Annotated in this window: 28 protein-coding genes; 11 read left to right on the top strand and 17 right to left on the bottom strand. The window is 56.9% G+C overall.

Annotation, left to right across the window (positions count from 1 at the left end; all coding sequences use genetic code 11):
* Nucleotides 1-8 precede the first annotated feature (8 nt).
* From porA (ACYQ04_RS11420) to ACYQ04_RS11395, 6 genes are all read right to left on the bottom strand, one after another.
* Entirely contained in the window at nt 9-1,193 is a 1,185-nt protein-coding gene (gene porA / locus ACYQ04_RS11420; RefSeq protein WP_460129664.1) for a pyruvate synthase subunit PorA, read from the bottom strand.
* Nucleotides 1,194-1,204: 11 nt separating this feature from the next.
* Nucleotides 1,205-1,522 carry a pyruvate synthase subunit PorD gene (gene porD / locus ACYQ04_RS11415; RefSeq protein WP_014122958.1) on the bottom strand — a complete coding sequence of 106 codons (318 nt, stop codon included), beginning with the start codon at nt 1,520-1,522 and terminating at the stop codon, nt 1,205-1,207.
* A 70-nt stretch (nt 1,523-1,592) separates the two neighbouring features.
* Nucleotides 1,593-2,528, bottom strand: coding sequence for a 3-methyl-2-oxobutanoate dehydrogenase subunit beta (locus ACYQ04_RS11410; protein WP_460129659.1), 936 nt, complete (start codon nt 2,526-2,528; stop codon nt 1,593-1,595).
* Between the two features lie 5 nt (nt 2,529-2,533).
* Nucleotides 2,534-3,721 carry a pyruvate ferredoxin oxidoreductase gene (gene porA, locus ACYQ04_RS11405; protein ID WP_460129656.1) on the bottom strand — a complete coding sequence of 396 codons (1,188 nt, stop codon included), beginning with the start codon at nt 3,719-3,721 and terminating at the stop codon, nt 2,534-2,536.
* Between the two features lies 1 nt (nt 3,722).
* Nucleotides 3,723-4,040, bottom strand: a complete 318-nt coding sequence (locus ACYQ04_RS11400; RefSeq protein ID WP_042692334.1) for a 3-methyl-2-oxobutanoate dehydrogenase subunit delta — start codon at nt 4,038-4,040, stop codon at nt 3,723-3,725.
* Nucleotides 4,041-4,081: 41 nt separating this feature from the next.
* Nucleotides 4,082-4,639, bottom strand: a complete 558-nt coding sequence (locus ACYQ04_RS11395; protein ID WP_099209303.1) for a pyruvate/ketoisovalerate ferredoxin oxidoreductase subunit gamma — start codon at nt 4,637-4,639, stop codon at nt 4,082-4,084.
* Between the two features lie 195 nt (nt 4,640-4,834).
* Here ACYQ04_RS11395 and ACYQ04_RS11390 point away from each other — a divergent pair, with 195 nt between their 5' ends.
* Complete coding sequence (locus ACYQ04_RS11390; protein WP_460129653.1) at nt 4,835-5,797, top strand: inorganic phosphate transporter; 963 nt, start codon at nt 4,835-4,837, stop codon at nt 5,795-5,797.
* Here ACYQ04_RS11390 and hflX read toward each other — a convergent pair.
* A complete protein-coding gene (gene hflX, locus ACYQ04_RS11385) occupies nt 5,735-7,063 on the bottom strand; it encodes a GTPase HflX (RefSeq protein ID WP_460129651.1) in 1,329 nt (442 codons plus the stop codon). The two genes, ACYQ04_RS11390 and hflX, sit on opposite strands and share 63 nt — an antisense overlap.
* An 81-nt stretch (nt 7,064-7,144) precedes the next feature.
* Here hflX and ACYQ04_RS11380 point away from each other — a divergent pair, with 81 nt between their 5' ends.
* Together ACYQ04_RS11380 and ACYQ04_RS11375 are read left to right on the top strand one after the other, a co-directional pair.
* Entirely contained in the window at nt 7,145-8,683 is a 1,539-nt protein-coding gene (locus ACYQ04_RS11380; RefSeq protein WP_460129648.1) for a hypothetical protein, read from the top strand.
* A gap of 64 nt (nt 8,684-8,747) precedes the next feature.
* Nucleotides 8,748-9,095, top strand: coding sequence for a carboxymuconolactone decarboxylase family protein (locus tag ACYQ04_RS11375; protein ID WP_099209307.1), 348 nt, complete (start codon nt 8,748-8,750; stop codon nt 9,093-9,095).
* On the opposite strand, the gene ACYQ04_RS11370 is transcribed toward ACYQ04_RS11375, so the two are convergent.
* Entirely contained in the window at nt 9,096-9,431 is a 336-nt protein-coding gene (locus ACYQ04_RS11370) for a nascent polypeptide-associated complex protein (protein WP_460130215.1), read from the bottom strand.
* Nucleotides 9,432-9,526: 95 nt separating this feature from the next.
* On the opposite strand from ACYQ04_RS11370, the gene ACYQ04_RS11365 reads away from it, so the two are divergent.
* Complete coding sequence (locus ACYQ04_RS11365) at nt 9,527-9,730, top strand: hypothetical protein (protein ID WP_460129645.1); 204 nt, start codon at nt 9,527-9,529, stop codon at nt 9,728-9,730.
* On the opposite strand, the gene ACYQ04_RS11360 is transcribed toward ACYQ04_RS11365, so the two are convergent.
* From ACYQ04_RS11360 to ACYQ04_RS11340, 5 genes are read right to left on the bottom strand one after another with little or no spacing between them, the layout of a single operon-like run.
* Entirely contained in the window at nt 9,724-10,854 is a 1,131-nt protein-coding gene (locus ACYQ04_RS11360; RefSeq protein WP_460130213.1) for a cation:proton antiporter, read from the bottom strand. The genes ACYQ04_RS11365 and ACYQ04_RS11360 overlap by 7 nt on opposite strands.
* Nucleotides 10,855-10,859: 5 nt before the next feature.
* Nucleotides 10,860-11,321 carry a CBS domain-containing protein gene (locus ACYQ04_RS11355; RefSeq protein WP_460129642.1) on the bottom strand — a complete coding sequence of 154 codons (462 nt, stop codon included), beginning with the start codon at nt 11,319-11,321 and terminating at the stop codon, nt 10,860-10,862.
* A gap of 42 nt (nt 11,322-11,363) precedes the next feature.
* A complete protein-coding gene (locus ACYQ04_RS11350) occupies nt 11,364-12,383 on the bottom strand; it encodes a tetratricopeptide repeat protein (protein ID WP_460129639.1) in 1,020 nt (339 codons plus the stop codon).
* Complete coding sequence (otg, locus tag ACYQ04_RS11345) at nt 12,371-12,895, bottom strand: methylated-DNA--protein-cysteine methyltransferase (RefSeq protein WP_460129636.1); 525 nt, start codon at nt 12,893-12,895, stop codon at nt 12,371-12,373. The genes ACYQ04_RS11350 and otg overlap by 13 nt, the downstream gene beginning before the upstream one ends.
* Complete coding sequence (locus ACYQ04_RS11340; protein WP_460129633.1) at nt 12,896-13,597, bottom strand: RNA methyltransferase; 702 nt, start codon at nt 13,595-13,597, stop codon at nt 12,896-12,898. It lies immediately after the preceding gene.
* 45 nt (nt 13,598-13,642) lie between these two features.
* On the opposite strand from ACYQ04_RS11340, the gene ACYQ04_RS11335 reads away from it, so the two are divergent.
* From ACYQ04_RS11335 to ACYQ04_RS11305, 7 genes are all read left to right on the top strand, one after another.
* Complete coding sequence (locus ACYQ04_RS11335; RefSeq protein WP_460129631.1) at nt 13,643-14,107, top strand: hypothetical protein; 465 nt, start codon at nt 13,643-13,645, stop codon at nt 14,105-14,107.
* A 4-nt stretch (nt 14,108-14,111) separates the two neighbouring features.
* Nucleotides 14,112-15,026: a 2-dehydropantoate 2-reductase gene (locus tag ACYQ04_RS11330; RefSeq protein WP_460129628.1), complete on the top strand. Its 915-nt coding sequence runs from the start codon at nt 14,112-14,114 to the stop codon at nt 15,024-15,026.
* A 15-nt stretch (nt 15,027-15,041) separates the two neighbouring features.
* The gene (locus ACYQ04_RS11325) at nt 15,042-15,689 is read left to right on the top strand and encodes a TIGR00153 family protein (RefSeq protein ID WP_460129625.1); all 648 of its coding nucleotides are present in this window, start codon (nt 15,042-15,044) and stop codon (nt 15,687-15,689) included.
* 4 nt (nt 15,690-15,693) lie between these two features.
* Entirely contained in the window at nt 15,694-16,608 is a 915-nt protein-coding gene (locus ACYQ04_RS11320) for a hydroxyacid dehydrogenase (RefSeq protein ID WP_460129624.1), read from the top strand.
* A gap of 184 nt (nt 16,609-16,792) precedes the next feature.
* The gene (locus ACYQ04_RS11315) at nt 16,793-18,073 is read left to right on the top strand and encodes an ATP-binding protein (RefSeq protein ID WP_460129622.1); all 1,281 of its coding nucleotides are present in this window, start codon (nt 16,793-16,795) and stop codon (nt 18,071-18,073) included.
* 27 nt (nt 18,074-18,100) lie between these two features.
* Nucleotides 18,101-18,952: a fumarate hydratase gene (locus tag ACYQ04_RS11310; protein ID WP_460129620.1), complete on the top strand. Its 852-nt coding sequence runs from the start codon at nt 18,101-18,103 to the stop codon at nt 18,950-18,952.
* Nucleotides 18,943-19,455 carry a FumA C-terminus/TtdB family hydratase beta subunit gene (locus tag ACYQ04_RS11305; protein WP_460129618.1) on the top strand — a complete coding sequence of 171 codons (513 nt, stop codon included), beginning with the start codon at nt 18,943-18,945 and terminating at the stop codon, nt 19,453-19,455. Before ACYQ04_RS11310 ends, ACYQ04_RS11305 begins: the two co-directional genes overlap by 10 nt.
* Here ACYQ04_RS11305 and ACYQ04_RS11300 read toward each other — a convergent pair.
* From ACYQ04_RS11300 to ACYQ04_RS11285, 4 genes are all read right to left on the bottom strand, one after another.
* Entirely contained in the window at nt 19,449-19,910 is a 462-nt protein-coding gene (locus tag ACYQ04_RS11300) for a cupin domain-containing protein (RefSeq protein ID WP_460129617.1), read from the bottom strand. The two genes, ACYQ04_RS11305 and ACYQ04_RS11300, sit on opposite strands and share 7 nt — an antisense overlap.
* Nucleotides 19,894-21,189 (bottom strand): NAD(P)-dependent malic enzyme, encoded by a 1,296-nt coding sequence (locus ACYQ04_RS11295; RefSeq protein ID WP_460129615.1) that lies wholly within the window; start codon nt 21,187-21,189, stop codon nt 19,894-19,896. Before ACYQ04_RS11295 ends, ACYQ04_RS11300 begins: the two co-directional genes overlap by 17 nt.
* A 117-nt stretch (nt 21,190-21,306) precedes the next feature.
* Nucleotides 21,307-21,807 carry a signal peptidase I gene (locus ACYQ04_RS11290; protein WP_460129613.1) on the bottom strand — a complete coding sequence of 167 codons (501 nt, stop codon included), beginning with the start codon at nt 21,805-21,807 and terminating at the stop codon, nt 21,307-21,309.
* Nucleotides 21,783-22,331, bottom strand: a complete 549-nt coding sequence (locus tag ACYQ04_RS11285) for a DUF531 domain-containing protein (protein WP_460130212.1) — start codon at nt 22,329-22,331, stop codon at nt 21,783-21,785. Before ACYQ04_RS11285 ends, ACYQ04_RS11290 begins: the two co-directional genes overlap by 25 nt.
* Between the last annotated feature and the right edge of the window lie 9 nt (nt 22,332-22,340).

Raw genomic sequence — 22,340 nt, 5'->3', positions numbered from 1 at the left:
TCATCACCTCACAGAATCTCCTTCCTAAGGCCTATCCAGTTGACCTCGTCAAACTCCTCTCCGTTGAGGGCCTTCTGCGCAATCGCGAGGGTCTCGTCAAGGTCCTTGAAGGTGACGTCCCTGCCTCCAAGGCCGAGTATGAAGTCCACTATGACCGGCTTCTCCTTCTCGTTCACGAGTGTCCTGCTGAAGTCCTGGAAGAGGGCTCCACCGACGCTGAAGGTGACGTTCTTCTCGAGGAGAGCGAGAACCTTAGCCTTCTTGGCCAGCTCGCGAACCTCTTCAATCGGGAACGGCCTGTAAACGGTCATCTTCGCGGCTCCGGCCTTTACCCCCTTCTCGCGGAGGTGGTCGACGTACTCCTTGACGGTTCCGGCGAGTGAACCCATGGTGACGAAGATTATCTCGGCGTCGTCAGTCCTGTACTCCTCAATCTTCTGGTACTTCCTGCCGAACTTCTTCTCGAACTCCTCAAAGACCTCGTCGATGACCTTCCTCGCGTTCTCGTTGGCCTCCCAGACCTTGTAGCGGGCCTCCATGTAGTGGGCCGGGAACGCTAAAGTACCCTGGGTTATCGGCCTCTTCGGGTCAAGGTAAGCGTGCTTCGGCTCGTACTCACCGAGGAACTCGTCAACGAGCTCCTGGTCCGGAATCTCGACGGGCTCGACGGTGTGGGTGAGGATGAACGCGTCGAAGCCGACCATCGCCGGGAGAAGGACTCTCTCGTCCTCGGCGACCTTGTAGGCTATCAGGATGAGGTCCAAAGCTTCCTGGTTGTTCTCGGCGTAGAACTGGAGCCAGCCCGTGTCGCGCTCGCTGATGGTGTCCTGCCAGTCGTTCCAGATGTTAATTGGAGCTGAGAGAGCCCTGTTTCCAACGGCTATGACTATCGGAAGGCGCATTCCAGCGGCGATGAAGAGTATCTCGTGCATCAAAGCGAGACCCTGGGAAGCGGTCGCGGTGAAGGTCCTAACACCCGCCGCTGAGGCACCGACACAGGCCGAGATGGCCGAGTGCTCGCTCTCGACCTTGATGAACTCCGCGTCGAGCTCGCCGTTGGCGACGAACTCGCTGATTTTCTCGGGAACGAGGGTTGACGGCGTAATCGGGAAGGCCGCTATGACCTTCGGCTTGGCAAGCTTCGCGGCCCAGGCGGCCGCCTCGTTGGCTTTCATAACCGTCCTAATCGGCATCTTTCACCACCTCACTTGGTCTCCCTAACCATTATTATCGCGTCGGTCGGGCACTCGTTCGCGCAGATTCCACAACCCTTACAGTAGTCGTAGTCGAAGACCGGGTAGTTCTCCTCGTCGAGGTAGATAGCCGGCTCCGGGCAGTAGATGTAGCAGAGGTAGCACCTAACGCACTTGTCCCTGTTGAACTCCGGCATGAACACACGCCAGGAGCCGGTCTTGTTGATTACGCTACTCCCCGGGATGTAGGCAATCGCTCCCGGCGTCATCTTTTCGCTATACTCCTTCTGAACCCTCTCTATGTCGGCCTTAAACGGGCTCTCAGCCATATGTATCACCTCTAGTGAGTTATCAGCATGGAAACTTAAACTTTGCGTGGACAAATATGAAATGAAAGGCTCAGCCAAAGACCTCTGCAAGCTTCTTCAGCTTCTCCCACTCCTTCAGCACCCAGCTCTGGAGGTACTCGATGTCCTCCTTGGTCATGTACTTGAACCTGCCCTGGAGCTTGAGGTACTCCTCTATCGGCTTCGGCTCCTTCTTGGGCGAGGGCATGTTTATCTTGTACTTTCCGTTCTCGTACTCGAAGAGCGGGAAGTAAGCGGTCTGAACTGCCAAGCGGGCGAGCTCGATGCTCTTGTCGGTCGGGCTTCTCCAGCCGGTCGGACAGGGGGCGAAGAGCTGTATGAAGGCCGGACCCTCGACCTTCCTGGCCTTCTTGAGCTTCCTTATGAAGTCCTCCGGGAAGGCGACGCTCGCCGTGGCCGCGTAGGGAACCTCGTGGGCGATGACGATGTCAATGACCTTCTTCTTGTGCCTCTTCTCAAGGAAGTGCCTCTTTCCTCCAGGAGTGTTGGTGGTCCAGGCTCCGTAGGGGGTTGAGCTCGAACGCTGAATCCCGGTGTTCATGTAAGCCTCGTTGTCGTACATTATGTAAACGGCATCGTGGCCCCTCTCGAGGAATCCACTCAAAGCCTGAAGGCCTATGTCAGCGGTTCCACCGTCGCCGGCCCAGCCGACGACCATAACCCCGTCGTCGCCCTTGACCTTTATTCCCCTCGCTTTGAGTGCCGCCTCGATACCGCTTATGACCGCTCCGGTGGTCTCGAAGGCGGTGTGGAAGAGGTTAGCGTCAAGCGCGGTGTAGGGCCAGGGACCGGCGATGATGGTCGAACAGCACGCTGGGATGACGAAGATGGTCTTCCTGCCGTAGGCCTTGAGGACGTACCTTATTCCGAGCGAGGCGCCACAGCCCTGGCAGGCCGTGTGGCCGGCAAAGAAGTGCTCCTCAGCTGGGATGCTCAGCCTTTTTCTAACGTTCTCGGGAATCTCCATCGTTCTCACCTCTTGAGGTGGTACCACTCAACCTCTCTATCGAGCTTTCCTGCCTCGATAACCTTCTTCATGTTCTCCGCTATGGCCCTGACGTCTCCAACCGTGAAGTCCCTGCCGCCGAGTCCTACGATGTAGTTCTTGATTATCGGCCTGGCGTCGGTGCTGTAGAGGACGCCCTTGGACTCGTTGAAGAGTATGCCCTCCTGGCCGAAGGAGTAGTTCCTGTCGAGGACAGCTATGCCCCTGACGCTCTCGGCTATCTCCCTCAGTTCTTCCTTCGGGAACGGCCTGAACCATCTAACCTTCGCGTAGCCGACCTTGTAGCCCTCTTTCCTGAGCAGCTCCACGGCTTCCTTAACGGTTCCCATGAGCGAGCCCATGCCCATGAAGACGAAGTCAGCATCGTCAACGTAGCCCTTCTCAATCATCTCGCTGTAGTCCCTGCCAAAGCGCTCGCCGAACTCCTTACCGACGTCCTTGATGACCTTGACTGCGTCCTCCATGGCCTTGGCAATCTTGTACCTGAACTCGTAGTAGTCGTTCGGCCCACCGAGGGCTCCGACCGAGAACGGCTGGCTGAAGTCCGCTAAGTCGTAGAGGGGCTTCCTCGGCGGAAGGAACTCGTCAACGAGCTCCTGCGGAATCATCTCGACGACGTCGTAGGTGTGGCTCAGTATGAAGGCGCTCTCCACTATCATCGCGGGAAGGTTGACCCTCTCGGCCACCTTGAAGGCCATCAGAACGCCATCGTAGACTTCCTGGTTGTTCTCGGCGTAGAACTGCATCCAGCCGGTGTCGCGCTGGGCGAGACTGTCGGTCTGGTCGTCCCAGACGCTCCATGGGGGAGCCATGGCCCTGTTAACGTCAACCATTACAACCGGGAGCCTCGCACCGCTCGCCCAGTGGAGCATCTCATGCATCAAAGCCAGACCCTGGGCGGAGGTTGCAGTGAAAGCTCTGGCGCCGGCGGCGGAAGCACCTATACAGGCCGCCATCGCGGAGTGCTCGCTCTCGACGGGGACGTACTGAATATCAGCTTCGCCGTTGGCTATAAACTCGGCTATCTTCTCGATGATGCTCGTCTGCGGGGTGATTGGGTAAGCGGCGACGACCTGAACGCGGGCGTGCTTGGCCGCGTAGGCAGCTGCATAGTTACCGCTCACAACCTTCCTAATCGGCTTGTACTCCGCCATATCACTTCTCCTCCTTTTCCATCGTTATCGCGTTGGTCGGGCACTCGTTCGCACAAATACCGCATCCCTTACAGTAGTCGTAGTCTATCCCTACGTAGCCGTCCTCGCGAATGTAGATTGCAGGCTCGGGGCAGAACTTCCAGCAGATGTAGCACTTGACGCACTTGTCGTCGTCCACGACGGGTATGAAGGTCCTCCAGTCACCTGTGAAGTTGCTGAGGGTCGTTCCAAGGGTTATAGGCGCCTCGGGGTACTGCTCCACTGAGGTGAAGACGAGTTTCTCAGCCTGGGCTTTCTTTTCTCCAAACAAGGTGTTCAACTTTACCACCACCCGCCTCGGTTAAGGAAGGGAAGAGAAGATTAGAGCTCGTAAACGGTAGTCTTGTTGAAGGCCTCTTCGGCGGCCTTAGCGTTCTTCTCGCCGAGGGTTCCTGAGAAGGTCTCTTTGATGGCCTCCTGGACGTACTTGAGCTCGACGACGCCGGTGGCCTTGGCGACGGCACCGAGGATGGCCGTGTTGGTAATCGGGAGGCCGAGTATGTCGAGAGCTATCGTGGTGGCGTCGACGAGGGCCAGCTTGGCCGGCTTCTTCTTGAGCTTCTCAAGGACCTCCTCCTTGCTCTTCTCGGTGTTGACGATAACGATTCCGCCCTCCTTAAGGCCGGCAGTGACGTCGACGGTGTCGAGAAGGCTCGGGTCGAGGACGACGACGATGTCGGGCTCGTAAATCTGGGTCTTAATCCTTATCGGCTTGTCGTCAATTCTGGTGAAGGCAGTAACCGGCGCTCCACGCCTCTCAACACCGAAGAAGGGGAACGCTTGGACGTACTTTCCCTGCTTGAAGGCAGCAGAGGCTAAGATGTTGGCGGCCGTAACGGCACCCTGTCCACCCCTACCGTGAAAACGTATCTCAATCATCTTCCCTGCCTCCTGTGGGTTTTTCACCCTCAGTTAGTCCGAAAGGTTTATTTAGGTTTCGGTATCGTGTTAAGGAACCCTAAACGGGATTTTCTGGGTAAGGGTGAACTTTGAATTCCTCCGATGGTTTTTTCCGCTCATCGATTCTCGAAAACTTTTTGAGTACTATATAGACTATATAGCCAGTGATGAGGGATGGAGGGACTTGCAATAGCCATACTGGCAGTGGCATTCTACATAGCGTGGAACATAGGCTCCAACGATTCAGCGAACGCCATGGGGACCGCGGTCGGCTCCGGGATACTGAGCTTCCGCCAGGCGACGCTCACGATAGCGATATTCGTGGTCCTCGGGGCTTACCTGAAGGGCTACAAGGTCATGAAGACCGTCGGAGAGGGCATAGTTCCGGAGGGCTTTCTCACGATGGAGATGGCATTGATAGCGCTCCTCGCCGCCGGAATCTGGGTCACGATAGCAACCGTGAGGGGCCTTCCAGTCTCCACGACCCAGTCGATAGTCGGCGGTGTTATAGGCGTCGGTCTCGCCATGAAGGCCCCGGTGAACTGGTTCACCCTCGGGAAGATAGCGGCCGCGTGGGTCATCTCACCGATACTCTCGGGAATCCTCGCCGCGATACTCTACAAGTTCTATTCCAAGGTGATTTCGGAAATCAAGAGCGTCTCGACGATTGAAGCCCTCTACAAGGCCCTCGCGATTCTCGGTGGCTCATACATGGCCTTCAACTTCGGAACCAACGAGGTCGCGAACGCCTCGGGCCCGATAGTGGGGGCGGGCTTTCTGGAGCCCAAGACGGCCGGCGTTCTCGTCGCGATAAGCCTGGCCATTGGCTCTCTTACCTTCAGCTACGCGGTGATGCACACCGTTGGAAAGAAGATAACCGCCCTCGGCCCGATTTCAGCCTTCGCGGCCCAGTTCGGTTCTGCAATATCGGTCAGCCTCGCGAACTTCCTCGGACTGCCTGTCAGCTCAAGCCAGTCAATAGTCGGCGGCGTTGTCGGGGTTGGCCTGCTCGCGGGTCAGGGCGTTGAAAAGAGAGTAATCAAGGACATCCTCTTCGGCTGGGTCGCGACGCCTTTAACGGCCATCGTGATTTCCTTCGTCCTCGTCAAGCTCTTCAGCATCGCCGGGATGCTTTGACCGCTCTATCCTCACCCCCATTCTCGTGAGCTCCTTCAGCATGCCGGTCTGGACGTAGGCCTTAATCCTCGTTACGTCGCTGTACTCAACCGACAGGACCTCACCAACCGAGCTCAGAAAGGCCATCACCGCCGGAACCCTTGAGGGGTCTTCAACAACTATCTCAAAGGCCCCGTACTTGGGGAGCTTGAGGAGAACCCGTTCGAGGAGAGAGTAGAGCTCGTCGAGCTGTTTCTCCTTGGCCGAAACTTTCGCCACTCCCTCAATCGAGACCCCGAGGTTCTCGCTCAGCTCAGTCAGGAGCCTCGCCTTCTCCTCGGCATCTTCCAGTTCAATCAGGTCAACCTTGTTGAGGACAACGACCAATGGCTTGTCGAGGGCCTTGAGCTCGCGGAGAACGTTTACCGACGCCCGGAACTTCCTCGCTATCTCGCGCCAGGGCTCGCTCGAATCGAGGACGAGAAGAACTATGTCGGCCTTGACAATCTCCTCCAGCGTCGAGTGAAAGGCCTCAACTATGAAAGGTGGCAGTCCGTCTATGAAGCCGACCGTGTCAGTGACGAGAACCCTCTTGCTCCCGAGCTTGAAGCGCCTCGTCGTCGTGTCGAGGGTCGTGAACATCTGGTTCCTCGCTTCCACGCTCTCCCCAGCTAAGGCGTTGAGGAGCGTTGACTTTCCAGCGTTCGTGTATCCGGCAAGAGAGACGAGGATAAAGCCGACCTCCTCGCGCTTCTTCCTCCTGACCTCGCGCTCGGCCTTGACCCGCTCAAGCTCCTTCCTTATCTTGCCCATTCTGTATCTGATGTGCTTGAGGTATTGCTGGGTCTGATACTCACCCATTCCCTTGAAACCGGCCCTGTCGCCGAGCTTTATCCGCCGTATTGCTTCCTTCACGAGCGGGACCTCGTACTGGAGGCTCGCGAGTTCCACCTGAAGTTTGGCCTCCTTTGAGTGGGCCCGCTTTTCGAAAATCTCAAGGACAAGCTGCCAGCGGTCGATGACCTCAACTTTAAGTTCTTTCCAGAGGTTGTAGGCTTGAGAAGGCGTTAAGCGGTTCGCAAAAACCACCTTGTCCGGTTTGAGCTCTCTGACGAGTTCCTTAAGCTCCTCCAGCTTCCCCTTTCCGATGTTGTAGCGCGGATGCTCCTCCCTGTTCTGCTCAAGAACGGCCAGAACCTCGTAACCGGCGCTCCTCAAGAGCTCCTCGAACTCCTCCCTGCTGAGCCTCTCCCTTCGCGAGTACCTTATGACGCCTACTGCCCTCATCGTCCACCCATCGGAGGGGCCCTTAATAACCTTTGGGCTAAGCTTAAATCCTAACGCACCGTAATAGAGAGGGGGGAGACTATGCTGGGTTTGACGCTTCTCGCCGTGCTAAAAGGTGGCGATATCATAGTTGACAAGGAGGGCCTTAGAAAAGATTTGCTCGCATGGCGCCTCAAGGAAGTTCGGGCGCTGGTCGAGGAGTACGACAAGGTCTTCAAGGTTCTGCTCGAACTGTTGAACGACGAGAACCCCCACGTGCGTGCCAACGTGGTTCAAGTGCTTATAGACATGCTCTCCGAGGGAAAGCTCGACGGTGAGAGGAAGAAGCTCGCGCTGGACACGGTTCTTGGGCTCGTGAAGGACGACGATGAGCGGGTGGCGCTGAAGGCGCTGGAGTTCATAAACGCACTCCTCGAAACCGGCGAGCTCACCGACGAGGAGTACGAGAGGGTCACCGGGGCCCTGAAGGACGTGGTGAAGTCCGGAATGCCCGTCCTCGGCGAGTACGCGGCAGAAGGACTTGGAAAGCTCGGCGCAAAGGTGGCGAAGATAGCGTACAAGATTATCCGCTGGCTGTTCTCGCTCATAGGGTCGAGCAAGAAGAGGGAAGTTCAGAGCGCGGCGATAACAGCCCTTACTGAAATGGCGATGAAGACCGACGATAGAAAGGTCCTGAACGAAGTTTTCGACGGGATAGCCGATTTACTTGCCCATCCCGACCCATACGTCGTTGAGAGGGCACTGTACTCTATCGAGAGGATGCTCTCCCGCGAGAAGGATATAAGCACGAGGAACAAGCTGAAGGCAATAACGAGGATAAAGGAGCTTAAGGGAGACGTCAAGCTCGGTGTCAAGGCGTCGCAGGTTCTTGAGAAGCTCGAGAAAAGCGCGGTAACGAGTGAGGAAGCAATGGACGAGACCGAAGCCAAGAAGAGGCTCGAAATAAGCCAGTACAGTATAGACGACATAGAGAGGCTCTTGGATGCTGGGAAAACCGAGATAGTGGCGGAGATGGCGAAGCTCGACCCAGAGGTCATGGACAGGGTTCTCGGCATGCTGGAGAGCGACGACTACAGCAGGAGAATGGACGCGCTCTGGATTGTGGCAAGGCTGACAAGCCATCTGACACCGAGCGACGCATACAGAATTCTCCCGGTCCTCGGTGACTTCCTGAAGAGCAAGAACCCCTGGGCAAGGGAAACGGCGGCAAAAGTCCTAGCGGACATCTACGCCCTCTACCCGGGAACCTCCAAGTTCTTCAGCAGTTTACTCGACACACTTCTAAAGTCTGGTAATGAGAGGGACATCGAGGGAGCCCTCGAGCTCATGGCAAGGCTAACGGACAGGGTGCCCTCTGAGGAAATGCTCTCGGGTATGCTCAAGCTCGTTCTAAAACTGCTTGAGGATGAGAAAACGAGGGGAATAACCCTCCGCGTGATTGCGAGGGAAGCCCAGAAGCTCCTCGACCTCGACACGGAGGACCTCTTCGCGCTGGAGGACAAGCTGAAGGAGCTCTACGGAAAGGACGGGGGCAAGTACGACCAGATAATAGCCGGGCTGATAGACGTTATAGACGACATCCTAAAGATGCGCAGGCAGGGAATCGTGGTAAACGAGTAGTTGGGAACGTTTCGTTCAAGAAAGCCTTTAAGATTTTTCCTCCCAACAAATAGCGGTGATTCCCATGGAGAACACAGAGGTTGAGGTCAAGCTTAAGGAGATTGAGGAGCTCCTTGACAGGCTTGGGAAGGAGCACCCGAAGGAGATTGCCGCGTTCTCAAGGTTCCTCCGCGAGACCCTCGACAACAAGGCCCTCACAACCAGGGAGAAGGAGCTCATAGCGCTTGCCCTCGGCATCGCCCAGGGCTGTGAGTGGTGCATCTACCTCCACACCCAGAAAGCTTTGGAGGCGGGGGCGAAGCCAGAGGAGCTCATAGAGGCCGGTTTGGTCGCAGTTCTCATGGCCGGAGGCCCGGCTCTGATGCACCTCATACCGCTCATGAAGGCAATAGAGAAGTTCAAGAAGGAGTGATTACTCCCCGCTCAGCTTGAGGATGGCCTCCGCTATGTCACCTTTCGTTTCTTTCAAGGTCTTAAGCGCGGTTTCCCTGTCAACGCCGGCCTGCTCCATGACGAGCTCGATGTCCTCCTCTGGAATCTCTATGACCTCCCTTACCTCCTCGCTTCCAGGAACAATCTGGTAGGTCTTCTCGCCCTGGACGACCATAACGGTAACGACGGGGTCCTTAAGGACGATTTCCTTGCCCTCAAGCTTAAGAACGACCTCCTTAACGCCCTCCATCTCCTCCATCTTTATTCCGAACTGGCGCATGAGCTTCTTCATCTGCCTGGGGTTCATTCCCATCATCTCAACCACCGGCTAAGGTTCGTTGCGACTCTTAAAAAGGTTGGCAGGGCAACGTTTAATTTAGGGTTCCACCAAGGAAACGCCGGCGAGTTAAAGTGGCTCCCGCCCCACTTCCCGATGGCTCATCACCACCGTCCGACCTGAGCTGGACAAAGGTCGTTCTGATGTTCGTGGTCGCGGTGATTTCAGGGGTTCTGATATACTTCGCGGGCGACCTGATGGAGCGCCACGCCCAGCGGAAAGAAAAGGAAATTGAAGAGGAACTAAAGGAGCTCGAAGACTCCGGAGACGTCTACTGACCCCTGAAGGTAAGCTTGAGGAGCGGTGGTGTAACGAGGGTGCTCAGGAATATCATCAAGACTATCACGAGGTAGGCGTCGCTCCCGACTATGCCGGCCTTCATCGCTATCGCCAGCATCGCGAGCTCGACGCCCATTCTCGGAATCATTCCAACGCCGACGCGCAGGGCTTCCCTCGGGCTTATGCCGCCGATTAGCGCCCCGATTCCACAGCCGATTACCTTGCTCGCTATCGCCACGAGGCTGAAGAGAATGGCAAAGAGGCCAGCACTCTTCAGGTCTTTAACGGGTATGTTCATGCCCACGTCGACGAAGAACAGGGGGACGAAGACCGAATGCGCTATTATCCTTGAGTGCTCGAAAATCGGCTTTCTGAACTCAGTTTCGCTCAGCGCGAGGCCGAGCAAGTAGGCACCCAAGATAGAGGCTAGGTTCATGTGCTCCGCAAGGTAGGCGAAAGCGAAGAGAGCGGCCATCGAGAGGGTAACCGTCGAATCTGCGAAGCCTATCCTCACGACCTTCCTAAGGGCGTAGTCGAGGACCCTCGGCATCGCGAAGACCATCAGGGCTATGAAAACGCCAACCTTAACGAGGATTTCCGCCAGGCTCAGGACACTGACGCCCCCGGAGACGAGGGACGATATCACAACGGTAAGGACGATTATGCCGAGTATGTCGTCAACTATCGCCGCGGTGAGGATTGTGGTCCCCTCCCGGCTCTTCAGCCTGTCCATTTCCATCAGAACCCTGACGGTAAGGCTGACGCTCGTCGGAGTCGTTAGGGCGCCGTAGAGGAGGGCCTGGTCGAAGCCCTTGAAGGGGTAAGCGATACCAAAGCCCATCGCGAAGGACACCAAAACCCCAAACACGGCCACAGAAATCCCGCTTCTGCCGGCTTCCCTCATCTCCTCCACGCTGCTCTCAAGGCCCGCGAGGAAGAGGAGCATCAAAACCCCTATCATGGAGATGTCCTTCACTTCCTCCGTCGGCGGGAACGCCAACCCGAGGAGGATTCCGCCGACTATCTGGCCGAGAACCACGGGCTGGCCAATCCTTGAGAACAGCCAGCCGAATGTTTCCGCCGTTAAAAGCATGAGCGCGAGGTAGAGGATTAGCTCGATCAACTTCCTCACCGCGCGAAGACCCTGAGCAAGCGTATGACGCTCTGAGCCGAGAAGGTTCCGACGACTTTCTTCTTCTCAACAACCGGGAACTGCCTCACGCCGGTTTCCATCATCATACTTAGGGCGTAGCCGAGCGTATCGTTCGGGGAGAGCGTTATGGGCCGGGTGTTCATTATCTCCTTCACCGGCCTCTCCCAGTCGAAGTGGGCCTCCCTGAGGGCGTCGATGCCGACGAGAACGTAATCGGACGGAGGAAGGAGGAGGTTTATTATCTCGTCAACGGATATGAAGCCGAGCAGTTTTCCGGATTCGTCGGTTACGACGGCGCAGGTTCTGTGCTCAAGGCCCTTGATTAGGTCCTCGACCCTGTCGTCCGGCTTGAGGCGGAGGAACTTCTCCTCCATCGCAAGCTTTATCGGCATCTTGGAGAGCTTCGCTATGTTCAGCTTTGGCTTTTCCTCGTCCAAGGCAATCCCCGAAGAAAAGGTAGGGAAGGAGAGCTTAAAAGGTTAATTCTCAGGGAAGTGCGAGGTCTCCTCGTTGGCCTTAAGGATTCTCTGTCTGTACTCCTCGTACTTTTTCCTCGCTTCTTCTGCCTTCTCCGCCTCGCCGAGGTACTCGTAGGCCTCTGCAACGTGCTTCCACCACATTGGGTCCTCCTCCGCCTCCTTGAGGCAGTACTCGAGGAACTTCTGGTAAGCCTCGCGGGCCAGCTCCTCTCTGCCGAGCTTCCTCGCTATGTTGCCGACGTCCTCCCAGAAGACGCCCTCCTCCTGGGCCTCCTTGGTGTAGTACTCAAGGGCCTTCTCCCAGGCTTCCCTGGCCTTCTCCTCGTTTCCAAGCTCCTCGTAGAGCTTGGCAACATCTTCCCAGAACCAGGGCTCCTCCTCGGCGTACTTTTCAAGCGCCTTGGCGGCCCTCTCCATGTTTCCAGCTTTCTTCCAGTACTCGTGGGCCTCCTTCAGGTAGTAGGTGTCCTTCTCCTTCTCGTAGAGCTTTTCGTAGAGCTCAGCGGCCTTCTCGTACTTCCCGGCCTTCTCGTAGGCCCACGCCGCGCTCTCAAGCCAGCCGAGCTTCAGGTACATCTCAGCCGCCTTCTCGTAGTTTCCAGCCTTCTCGTACTTCCTCGCGGCCTGCTTGTAGCGTCCCATCCTCTCAAGTTTTTCAGCAGAGCGGAAGCGGTCCGCTATGCTCAAATCGGGCTCGCTTATGTACCATATTCCAAAGGCAAAGAGTAGGATGAAGAAAGCTATTATAGCACCGACGATTTTGAGGTTCTGCCATGTGAGCACGAGATAGGAGCCGTAACCCGCTATCGCCGTCAGGACTGCCAGAACTGCCCCATACTTCCAGCTCTCGGCATAGAGGGTCAGCGCCGTGAAGAAGAGCAGCGCGAGCGTGAAACCGACGAAGCCTATCGCGAGGACCACTTGCACCAGCTTCCAGAAGCCCCATTCGTAGACTATGAAGCCGGCTACCGCCAAAACAGCAATGAGGAAGCCGGTTATGTAGGCTTTCAACTTGTCCATTCTTTCACCCCCTCAAGTTCGAGCAGGAACTTCTTCTCTTCAATCCCGGAGCTGTAGTAGCCTATGCCGTCGCTCGCCACCACCCGATGACAGGGGACGATTATCGGGTAAGGGTTCCTTTTCATCGCCCCACCGACGGCTCTCGGCGACGTTCCCAGGGCTTTTGCAAGGCTACCGTAGGTTATGACGGCTCCTCTTTTAACGTTTTTCGTGAGCCACTCGTAAACGCGTCTCTCAAAGGGCGTTACACCCTCGAAGGAGAGCTCGGGCAGGACTTTCTCGTTATCGAGCTCCCCAATCATAACGCGATAAACGAGCTCGGTGTAATTGCTCGGCTGGACGTCGAGGGAAACGCCAACGTTTCTCCTCCGCAGGAACTCGGCGAGGTTTCTAACCCGTCCCAAAAGCTCGCCCCTCGTGAAGGCGAAGCTTATTCCCTGAATCCTCCCGTGAAAGATTACCCCAATCCAGACGTCCCGGCCGTTGACCCTAAACCTCTCCACCGCGAGCATTCAGCATTCCTCCAGCCTCTTAACGGCCCTTCTCAGCGGGCCTATGAGAGTGTGCACCTCCCGGCCGTAGAGGAAAGCCTTACCAATAGCTTTCCTGAAGACCTTGACGAAGACAGCTCGCCTCTCCACATCCTTCGGATAGTTGAGAACGTTTAAAAGCTCGGCCCACACCCTAACGAGCGCCTCCTTTTCATCTCTCGTCGCAGGTTTTAAGGCTTCGACGGAGGGCTCGGGCCTGTTCTTTGAGAGCTCGTAGAGGATAACCGCGACCGCCTGAGCTAAGTTCATAACGGGATAATCCTCACTCGTCGGAATCGTGACGATTAGGTCGAGCCTCTCAAGCTCCTCGTTCTTCAAACCGATGCTCTCCCGGCCGAAGAAGAGACCGACCTCGCCGGTGTAGCCCTTCAGGGTTTCCCTCAGCCCCCAGGGGTAAAGCGGTGCGCGGTAGGGTATGAACCTCTTTCCCGGCTTTCCGGTGGTTCCGACGGTCAAATCGAACAGCTCTAAGGCTTCGTCAAAGGTATCCACGATGAGCGCGTTTTCGAGGACGTCCCTTGCGTGGACCGCATAGCTGTAGCTCTCCTCTGTCAGGTTTGGATTCACAAGGACTAACCGGGAGAAGCCGAAGTTCTTCATCGTCCGCGCCACCATGCCTATGTTCGCCGGCCCCTCAGGTTCGACGAGAACGACCGAGAGCATCGGTATGCATTTAAGGAGGACTCTTTAAACGCTTGCGGTGGGAGCATGGAGTGGATACCTTACCTGTACCTTCCGCTCATCGTTCCGGCGGTGAAGAAAAAGGCCAGACCCTTCTCGGCCGGTGCAGTTCTCGCCTTCGCGCTGATTTATCCGCTCGGGGAAGAGGAGAGGTACGCGCTAATGGCTCTCTCGGCCCTCATTCTGGCCCTTGGCTATCCCTACGAGAAACAGCCGGTGAAGTTCTGGGAGCGCTTCATCAACGCGGTAATCGGGGGAACTGGTCTCGCCATAGCGCTCGGCCTCTACAACCTCGGGAGCATGGAGGCGGTTCTCGGGGTTGCAGTTCCGTTCCTCCTCCTGAGGAACAGGGTTCTATCTTCCTTCGGACTCCTCCCGGCGTCGGCGCTCTACCTAATCGGGGCTTACCAGGTTTCCGAGAGGGTTAAGCTGGCCCTCTTCGCGCTGGTTTACGTTTACTCGCTCAACCACCTGAGAAAGCTCCTGAGGTGAGAGGATGAGGATTTACGTGCTCGGAGCTGGAAGCATAGGCTCCCTCTTAGGCGCGCTTTTGGCGAGGGCCGGAAACGACGTCCTGCTCATAGGACGAGAGGAGCAGGTTAAAGCCGTAAACGAGAACGGACTGAAGGTTACAGGAATAGAGGAGTTCGATGTGAAGGTCAAGGCTTCCCTCCACGCGCCGGACGAGCCACCGGACCTGCTCCTCCTCACTACCAAGTCCTACTCAACGAAGACCACCTTGGAGTGCGCGAGGAACTGCATAGGGCCGGAAACGTGGGTCCTGAGCGTCCAGAACGGCCTCGGAAACGAGGAGTTAGCCTTAAAGCTGACGCCCAACGTCATCGGGGGAATAACAACCAACGGCGCGATGCTCGTTGACTGGGGCGTCGTCAGGTGGACGGGGAAGGGGATAACCGTCATCGGGAAGTACCCGACGGGGAAGGCTGAATTCGTCGAGGAGGTCGCGAAAGTCTTCAACGAGGCAGGGGTAGAGACGAGCGTAACCGAGAACGCAATCGGCTGGAAGTGGGCCAAGGCGATAGTAAATTCCGTCATAAACGGACTCGGGACGGTTCTGGAGGTCAAGAACGGGGCCCTGCGCGACGTCCCGGAACTGGAGGGAATCTCGATAGAGATAGCGCGGGAAGGGTGTATGGTTGCGCAGCAACTCGGAATTGAGTTTGAAATCCACCCCCTCGAACTGCTCTGGGACACGATAGAGAGAACCCGGGAGAACTACAACTCGACGCTTCAGGACATAATGAGGGGCAGGAGAACCGAGGTGGACTACATTCACGGCAAAATCGTTGAATATGCTCACTCCGTCGGCCTCGAGGCCCCGAGGAACGAACTCCTGTGGGCACTCATCAAAGGGAAGGAAAACCTAAATAGGGGTAGCGGCAAAGTTTGAAACGGGGGTGTAAAGATGGCCATCTTCGGCGGTAAGGAGAGCAACGTTTTTGACGCCATAAACAGGCATCTCAACGTCGTTTACGAAACCGTCAAGGCCTTTGAGAGGCTCATCGAGGCTTACCTAGACGGTGATTTCGACGGTGCAAAGGACCTTGAGGAGAGGGTAACCCTGCTCGAGAGCGAGGCCGACAAGCTCAGGAGGAGCATCGAGCTCATGCTCTACGAGGGGGCCTTTCTGCCCGCCAGCAGGGGAGATTACGTAAGGCTGAGCGAGCTGGTAGACCAGGTGGCAGACGCGGCCGAAAGCGCGGCCCACACGTTGATTCTCGCCAAGCCGAGGGTTCCCGAGGAGCTCAAAGAGGAGATAATGGCCCTCGTGAAGGAGGCAGTAAAAACCTACGAGAGGCTCATGGAAGCGGTAAAGGCCCTCAACGAGGACGTTGACAGGGCTTTGGAGCTCTCAAAAGAAACTGAGGACCTGGAGGAGAACGCTGACAAGGTCGAGTACAAGCTCAAGGCGATGGTTTTTGACAGTGAGACGATAACAACCTACGCAAAACTAATATGGAACCAGGTCCTCACGAAGGTTGGCGACATAGCCGACCGAGCGGAGGATGCCTCCGACCAAGTAATGCTGATGGCAATAAAACGGAGGGGGTGAAAGCATGAAGGTTCTCGTTGCGGCGCCACTGCACGAGAAAGCTTTGGAGGTTTTGAAGAACGCCGGTTTTGAAGTTCTTTACGAGGAGTACCCGGACGAGGAAAGGTTAGTAGAGCTCGTCCGCGATGTTGACGCGATTATCGTTAGGAGCAAGCCGAAGGTGACGAGAAAGGTCATCGAAAACGCTCCCAAGCTCAAGGTCATCGGAAGAGCCGGCGTCGGCCTGGACAACATAGACCTCGAGGCCGCGAAGGAGAGGGGCATTAAGGTCGTCAACAGCCCCGGAGCGAGCTCAAGGAGCGTTGCCGAGCTCGTCTTTGGTCTGCTCTTTGCAGTTGCCAGAAAGGTGGCCTTCGCCGACAGGAAGATGAGGGAAGGCGTCTGGGCCAAGAAGCAGTGCCTTGGAATCGAGCTCGAGGGCAAGACGATGGGTATAATCGGCTTCGGAAGGATAGGCTACGAGGTGGCCAAGATAGCGAAGGCCTTCGGAATGAACGTTCTCCTCTACGACCCGAGGCCGAACGAGGAGCGCGCGAAGGAAGTCGGTGGAAGGTTCGTCGAGCTGGAGACGCTTTTGAAGGAGAGCGACGTGGTAACGCTCCACGTCCCGCTCATCGATGCCACCTACCACCTCATAAACGAGGAGAGGCTCAAGCTCATGAAGAAGACCGCTATCCTCATAAACGCCGCCCGTGGCCCCGTTGTTGACACCAACGCCCTCGTCAAGGCCCTTCAGGAGGGCTGGATTTACGGAGCGGGTCTTGACGTCTTCGAGGAGGAGCCTCTCCCGAAGGACCACCCACTAACTAAGCTCGACAACGTCGTTCTAACCCCGCACATCGGAGCCTCCACCGAGGAGGCCCAGATGAGGGCCGGCGTTCAGGTCGCGGAGCAGATAGTCGAGATTCTGAAGGGCTGAGGCCCTTTTCCTTATTACTTCCCAATTCTGACGCCCGCTAAGCAGGTTCGGTGCTCTGGAGCAGAAACTACCGGTGTGGTATGATAGTTTGGGTGAAATGTTTACCAGTATAGTGGTAGAGTTTTGAGGAAAAGTTTACCAGTATGGTGGTAAACTTTATAGGGAGTTCGCACCAGTTTAGACCATGAAGGCAGAGGAACTCAAGCGTGTTTTGGCGGACCAGTGGGAGACCCTCCGCGAGAAGCTCGAAAGGGAGAACATCGTCGAGAGGGAGCTGAAGGAGAAGATAGTGAAGAACTTCAGCCCAACGGCCCACATAATAACGGGGCCGAGGCGCTCTGGAAAGTCCGTTCTTTCGGCATCCCTGCCGGGCAGGCCACTCTACGTGAACTTCGAGGACCCCGCGATGGCAGGGTTCGGCGTGGGGGACTACAAGGAGTTACTCAAAGCTGGCTACGAGCTCCTCGGCGAGTTCGACTACATAGTCCTCGACGAGGTTCAGGAAGTTGAAGGCTGGGAGCGAATGGTCTCAATTCTGAGGGAGAGCTATCCCACCGTCGTTACGGGGAGCAACGCTCGCCTCCTCTCGCGGGAGTTCTCAACCTACCTAACCGGCCGATACCTAAGCTATACCCTCCTCCCGTTTTCGTTCAGGGAGTTCTTGGCTTACAGGGGGATTAAGCCTGAGGTAATGACTACGCGGGACGAGGCAAGGGTAAAGAGAGCCCTAACGGAGTACATCGAGCGCGGGGGATTTCCAGAGGCACTGCGCTTCGGCAGGGAGTACCTCGTGAACCTCTACAACGACATAATCACGAGGGACGTTATAGTCCGCTACGGCGTTAGAAACGTCCGCGAGCTGAAGGAGGTCGCGTTCTATCTCTTCTCGAACTTCGCGGGCAGGTTTACCTACAGCAAGACGAGGAACGTTCTTGGAATCGGCAACGTCGAGACGGTCAAGAACTACGTCGAGTACCTGCAGTCGGCCTACCTGATATTCGAGCTTCCTAAGTTCTCCTTCAAGCCGAAGGAAGTCGTGAGAAGCGATAAGAAAGTCTATGCAATCGACACTGGAATGCTCAACGCCGTTCTACCAAAGGTTTCCGAGAACATCGGCAGACTCATGGAGAACGTTGTTTTCCTCGAGCTCCTAAGGCTCAAACATTACTGGAGGCCAAGGCTTGAGCTCTACTACTACAGGGACGCCAAGGGCGAAGTGGACTTCGTCGCCAAGGAGAACGGAAGTGTTGAGTTAATTCAGGTCACCTACGCCTCGGACGAGGGAGAGATAGCAAAGAGGGAGCTGGAAAACCTATTCAGAGTTATGGAACTCTTCGGCGTGAAAACCGGGACGCTCGTGACGTGGGACTGCTCGGGAGAGATAACGGGGGACGGACTGAGGGTTAACGCCGTTCCCCTCTGGAAGTGGCTTTTAAATTCTCGCGTCAATCTTTTTAACTCTTGAACCCAGTCTTAGACAGGTGAGTGCCTATTGATAGAGGCAATCGTCGAGGCGATAAGACTGGCCGTTACGAGGATTCCGGACGACGTCGTTTCCGCTTTGAGGAAAGCCTACGAGCGTGAGGAAAACGGGGCCGCGCGCTTCAACCTTGAGAACATCCTGAGGGCGGTGGAGATTGGCAGAACCGAGTCCATACCCGTCTGCCAGGACACGGGGACGCTCACCTTCTTCGTGAAAGTCGGCCTGGACAGTCCGTTTCTGGGGGAAATCGAGGGGGCAATAGTGGAAGCCACGAGGCTCGCCACGAAGGAGGTCCCGCTCAGGCCCAACGCGGTAGACGTTCTCACGGGAAAGAACTCGGGCGACAACACGGGCAGGGGCGTTCCGGTAATCCACTGGGAGCTTGTTGAAGGTGATGAAATCGAGATGGCGGTTCTGCCGAAGGGCGGCGGGAGCGAGAACTGTTCGGCTTTAGCCATGCTCACCCCTGGCGAGGGCTGGGAAGGGGTTAGGCGCTTCGTGGTCGGGAGGGTTAAGGCCTGCGGCGGAAAGCCCTGTCCCCCGGTTGTTCTGGGCATAGGCGTCGGCGGAGGTGCCGATTACTCCCTCCTGCTGGCGAAGAAGGCCCTCCTCAGGAGGGTCGGCGAGAGGAACCCCGATGAAAGGATTGCGGAAATCGAGGGGGAGCTTTTGGAGGAAATCAACGCCATCGGAGTCGGCCCGATGGGAATGGGAGGAAGGACGACCGCTCTGGACGTGAAGATAGAGGTCGCCCACAGGCACCCGGCGAGCTTTCCCGTCGGCTTAATCGTCCAGTGCTGGGCCAACCGGAGGGCTTTTCTCAGGATAAAGCCCGACGGGAGGGTCGAGGTGTGGCAGTGAAGCTGAGAACACCGCTGAGCGAAGAGGAAATTCTAAAGCTGAATGCAGGGGACGTAGTTTACCTATCGGGAGAAATCGTCACCGCGAGGGACTCGGCCCACAGGCGGATTCTGAGCATGCAGAGGGAAGAGCTCCCGTTTAATCCAGAGGGGGCGGTGATCTACCACTGCGGGCCTGTCGTGAGGGAGACGGAGAGGGGCTACGAGATAGTGTCCGCCGGGCCGACGACGAGCGCGAGGATGAACCGCTACCTCGATGAAATTCTCGGCCTGGGCGTCAGGGGGATAATCGGGAAGGGTGGAATGAGCGTTGAGCCGTTCAGGGGCAGAGCCGTCTACTTCGCCTTCACCGGTGGAGCCGGCTCGCTCGCCGCCAAAAGCATAAAGCGCGTTAAGGCCGTCCACTGGCTCGACCTTGGAGTTCCAGAGGCGCTATGGGTCCTCGAGGTGGAGGACTTCCCCCTGATCGTGGCTATCGACGCGCACGGGAACTCGCTCTACTGAAGGAACTCTCCGAACTCGGGGAACCTCTTGAGCAGTTCCTCCAGGGTCTTTCCTTCCGCAAGCTCGAACTCGTCCCACTCGAAGGCCGGCGAGACCGTGCATCCAACGAGGACGTGTTCTGAAAGCGGTCTCGCCGCCTGCCACGCCCCGGCCGGGACGACGGCGAAAGCTTTAACGCCCTCCCTGACGCGGCCGAGACGCACCCTGTGGAGCTCCTTGTCGGCCCAGACCAGCTCGAGCTCGCCCTCGTAGACGTGCCATATCTCGTCCGAGAGAACCCTGTGCGGCCTGCTCACCTCGCCGCGGGGAAGGAGGAAGTAGATGGCGCTCACGGCGCCCCTCTCCCTCCCGTTCCGGAGGACCTTCACGGGTGAGCGGTAGACCTCGGCGTACCAGCCGCCCTCGGGGTGCTTCTCCATGTCCAAGAGGTTTATCAGCTCATCGGCGCGCGCCATAGGCCTTCCGCCCCTCGTTGAGGGGAACTATGTTTTCCTCGTAGAACTCCCTCCACCTTCTAACCCCCTCGGCGACCTCCTCCGGATTAACGCGAACCCTCGCAACGCCCTCCTTTATGGCTTCCTCCGCGACAGCCTTCGCCACCGCCGGATGAACGTCGGAGTGAAAAGGTGACGGGATTATCTCCTCCTCGCTCGGCTCTATCACGGAAGCCATCGCCTTCGAGGCTTCAATTATCATCCCGTCCGTTATCGTCCTAGCCCTCACGTCGAGAGCTCCCCTGAAAATCGCCGGAAAGCCGAGGAGGTTGTTTATCTGGTTTGGATAATCGCTCCTTCCCGTTGCCACAATCCTCGCGCCGGCCTTTTTGGCGTTTTCCGGCAGTATCTCCGGAACGGGATTGGCGAGGGGAAAGACTATCGCGTCGTCGACCATGCTCCTTATCCACTCGGGCTTTATGACGCCCGGCCCCGGCCTTGTGAAGGAGATGAGAACGTCCACCCCGTCAAGAGCCTCTGCCGGACCTCCCTCTACGGCCTCGCCGTTGGTCCTCGCGAGGAGTTCGCCCCTGTATGGAAACAGCTCCTCGAGGGGCAAATCCGGTGTCAGAATCCTCGGCTCCCCGTTCACGAGCTCGACGACCCGGACGTTTTCCGGCTTAACGCCGGCTTTTACAAGGAGTCTGAGCGTCGCGAAACCGGCCGCCCCAGCTCCGAAGAGCGCAACGCTTATCTCGTTAAGCCTCTTGCCGACTACCTTGAGGGCGTTGATTAAGCCGGCTAAAACGACGCTCGCCGTGCCCTGCTGGTCGTCGTGGAAGACCGGGATATCCAGCTCGTTGCGGAGTCTTTCGAGGATGTAGAAGCACTTCGGCGAGGCTATGTCTTCAAGGTTTATCCCGCCGAAGGACGGGGAGACGGTTTTAACGACCTCTATGAACCTTTCCGGGTCCTTCTCTGCTAAAACGAGCGGGAACGCGTCAACGCCGCCGAAGGCCTTGAAGAGCAGGGCCTTGCCCTCCATCACCGGGAGCGCGCCCAGAGGTCCGATGTCGCCGAGTCCTAAAACCCTCGTCCCGTCACTAATTACCGCTATCGTATTTCCTCTGTTGGTGTATTCAAAGGCTTTCTCGGGCTCCTCCGCTATCTCGCGCGAGACCTCGGCGACGCCGGGGGTGTAAGCTAAGGGGAGGGTTTCCCTCATGAGCGGGACCTTCGGGATTACCTCAACCTTCCCATTGCCGATGAAGTTACCCCTGTGAAAATCCCTCGCGTCCATTCGACCACCGAAAGGATTGGCATAGAGAAGTTAAAATGCCTTTCGATAGAAAGAAAAATTAACGAAAAAGCGTCAGGGGCCGATTAGCTCATCACGGCTCAGCCACCTACCCTCACATCATCCGCCGAGGCCGAGGGCGTCGCGAATCCAGAGCGGTATTAAGCCAATCTTGGGTATGACGAGCTCGGCCTTGGCCTCAACGGCGTAGGCGGGAGCACAACCGGCTATGTAGCCGTTCGGCAGCTGAACCTCAAGCATTCCCTCCGGAGTCGGATACGGGGGGTCCGGAACGGGGTTGTTGTCGCCCCAGGTTACGAAGCACTTCTCGGGCTTCCCGTTGATTTTAACCGTGTAAATGTAGCGGACGCGGTGGATTATCGGGTACTCGTAGCCTGGACGCTTGTAGACTATCACATCGCCGACCTTTACCTGGTCGGGATTCGTCACACCCTTGAGGAGAACCACATCTCCCCTGTAAAAGACGGGTTCCATCGAGCCGCTGACGACAATGACGAGGGGAGAGCTTGTGTGAAGGGCCACTTTAAGGCCCGCCTGGATTCCAAAGACGACCAAGATTGCCACCAAAAACCAAGCTACTTCCTTCTTCCACTCCTCCATTTCAAGGCCTCCATGTACGTGGCGATTCTAACGGCGATGGCCCCTATAGCGGTGCAGGTTTCGAGGCTGACCCTCTTCCCCGTGATGTCCATATGATGACGTGCCAACTTAAAGGTTTCCTTCGGCAGGCCGTGCCGTCCGAGTCCTATGAGGAGAAGAAAACGCTCACCGCTGAGGGCTCTCTCCGCCAGTTCAAGGGGTGTGATTTCTTTTTCTTCATATGGCTTTCTCGTAGTTGCCACTGGAGTTCCAAACTGGGGCGGAAATCCCCTCTTTGGAAAATCAAGAAGATGAAATCTGTTTCCTTGCGCGAGTTCGATGAGGTACCTGCCGCCCTCACCTATCGTCGTGTGCTCGCTGACCTCCTGGGCAACGTCGAGGGGCTTTCCATCGAGAGGGAAGCCGATTAGGGCCAGGTGAAAGCCGTAGGCGTAAGCTATAGGCGCGGAGCGGGCTATCGCACGCAGGTGGGCCTCGTGAAGCCTTCTGGCGTCGTATGTGTTGTAGAGGGCTAGAGTTAGCATAGGCATGTT

The organism is Thermococcus prieurii, assembly GCF_054657655.1.
This window is presented reverse-complemented; position numbering and strand designations above follow the sequence as displayed.

Bases quoted from the DNA above. Each gene is read 5' to 3' on its own strand.
- ACYQ04_RS11315 (WP_460129622.1), top strand. From the start codon at position 16,793: ATGAAGGCAGAGGAACTCAAGCGTGTTTTGGCGGACCAGTGGGAGACC.
- ACYQ04_RS11375 (WP_099209307.1), top strand. From the start codon at position 8,748: ATGGAGAACACAGAGGTTGAGGTCAAGCTTAAGGAGATTGAGGAGCTC.
- ACYQ04_RS11285 (WP_460130212.1), bottom strand. From the start codon at position 22,331: ATGCTAACTCTAGCCCTCTACAACACATACGACGCCAGAAGGCTTCAC.
- ACYQ04_RS11335 (WP_460129631.1), top strand. From the start codon at position 13,643: ATGGAGTGGATACCTTACCTGTACCTTCCGCTCATCGTTCCGGCGGTG.
- hflX (WP_460129651.1), bottom strand. From the start codon at position 7,063: ATGAGGGCAGTAGGCGTCATAAGGTACTCGCGAAGGGAGAGGCTCAGC.
- ACYQ04_RS11295 (WP_460129615.1), bottom strand. From the start codon at position 21,189: ATGGACGCGAGGGATTTTCACAGGGGTAACTTCATCGGCAATGGGAAG.
- ACYQ04_RS11390 (WP_460129653.1), top strand. From the start codon at position 4,835: ATGGAGGGACTTGCAATAGCCATACTGGCAGTGGCATTCTACATAGCG.
- ACYQ04_RS11395 (WP_099209303.1), bottom strand. From the start codon at position 4,639: ATGATTGAGATACGTTTTCACGGTAGGGGTGGACAGGGTGCCGTTACG.
- otg (WP_460129636.1), bottom strand. From the start codon at position 12,895: ATGCTCGCGGTGGAGAGGTTTAGGGTCAACGGCCGGGACGTCTGGATT.
- ACYQ04_RS11300 (WP_460129617.1), bottom strand. From the start codon at position 19,910: ATGGCGCGCGCCGATGAGCTGATAAACCTCTTGGACATGGAGAAGCAC.
- porA (WP_460129656.1), bottom strand. From the start codon at position 3,721: ATGGCGGAGTACAAGCCGATTAGGAAGGTTGTGAGCGGTAACTATGCA.
- ACYQ04_RS11410 (WP_460129659.1), bottom strand. From the start codon at position 2,528: ATGGAGATTCCCGAGAACGTTAGAAAAAGGCTGAGCATCCCAGCTGAG.
- ACYQ04_RS11320 (WP_460129624.1), top strand. From the start codon at position 15,694: ATGAAGGTTCTCGTTGCGGCGCCACTGCACGAGAAAGCTTTGGAGGTT.
- ACYQ04_RS11325 (WP_460129625.1), top strand. From the start codon at position 15,042: ATGGCCATCTTCGGCGGTAAGGAGAGCAACGTTTTTGACGCCATAAAC.
- porD (WP_014122958.1), bottom strand. From the start codon at position 1,522: ATGGCTGAGAGCCCGTTTAAGGCCGACATAGAGAGGGTTCAGAAGGAG.
- ACYQ04_RS11330 (WP_460129628.1), top strand. From the start codon at position 14,112: ATGAGGATTTACGTGCTCGGAGCTGGAAGCATAGGCTCCCTCTTAGGC.
- ACYQ04_RS11350 (WP_460129639.1), bottom strand. From the start codon at position 12,383: ATGGACAAGTTGAAAGCCTACATAACCGGCTTCCTCATTGCTGTTTTG.
- ACYQ04_RS11370 (WP_460130215.1), bottom strand. From the start codon at position 9,431: ATGATGGGAATGAACCCCAGGCAGATGAAGAAGCTCATGCGCCAGTTC.
- ACYQ04_RS11380 (WP_460129648.1), top strand. From the start codon at position 7,145: ATGCTGGGTTTGACGCTTCTCGCCGTGCTAAAAGGTGGCGATATCATA.
- ACYQ04_RS11290 (WP_460129613.1), bottom strand. From the start codon at position 21,807: ATGGAGGAGTGGAAGAAGGAAGTAGCTTGGTTTTTGGTGGCAATCTTG.
- ACYQ04_RS11340 (WP_460129633.1), bottom strand. From the start codon at position 13,597: ATGCTCTCGGTCGTTCTCGTCGAACCTGAGGGGCCGGCGAACATAGGC.
- porA (WP_460129664.1), bottom strand. From the start codon at position 1,193: ATGCCGATTAGGACGGTTATGAAAGCCAACGAGGCGGCCGCCTGGGCC.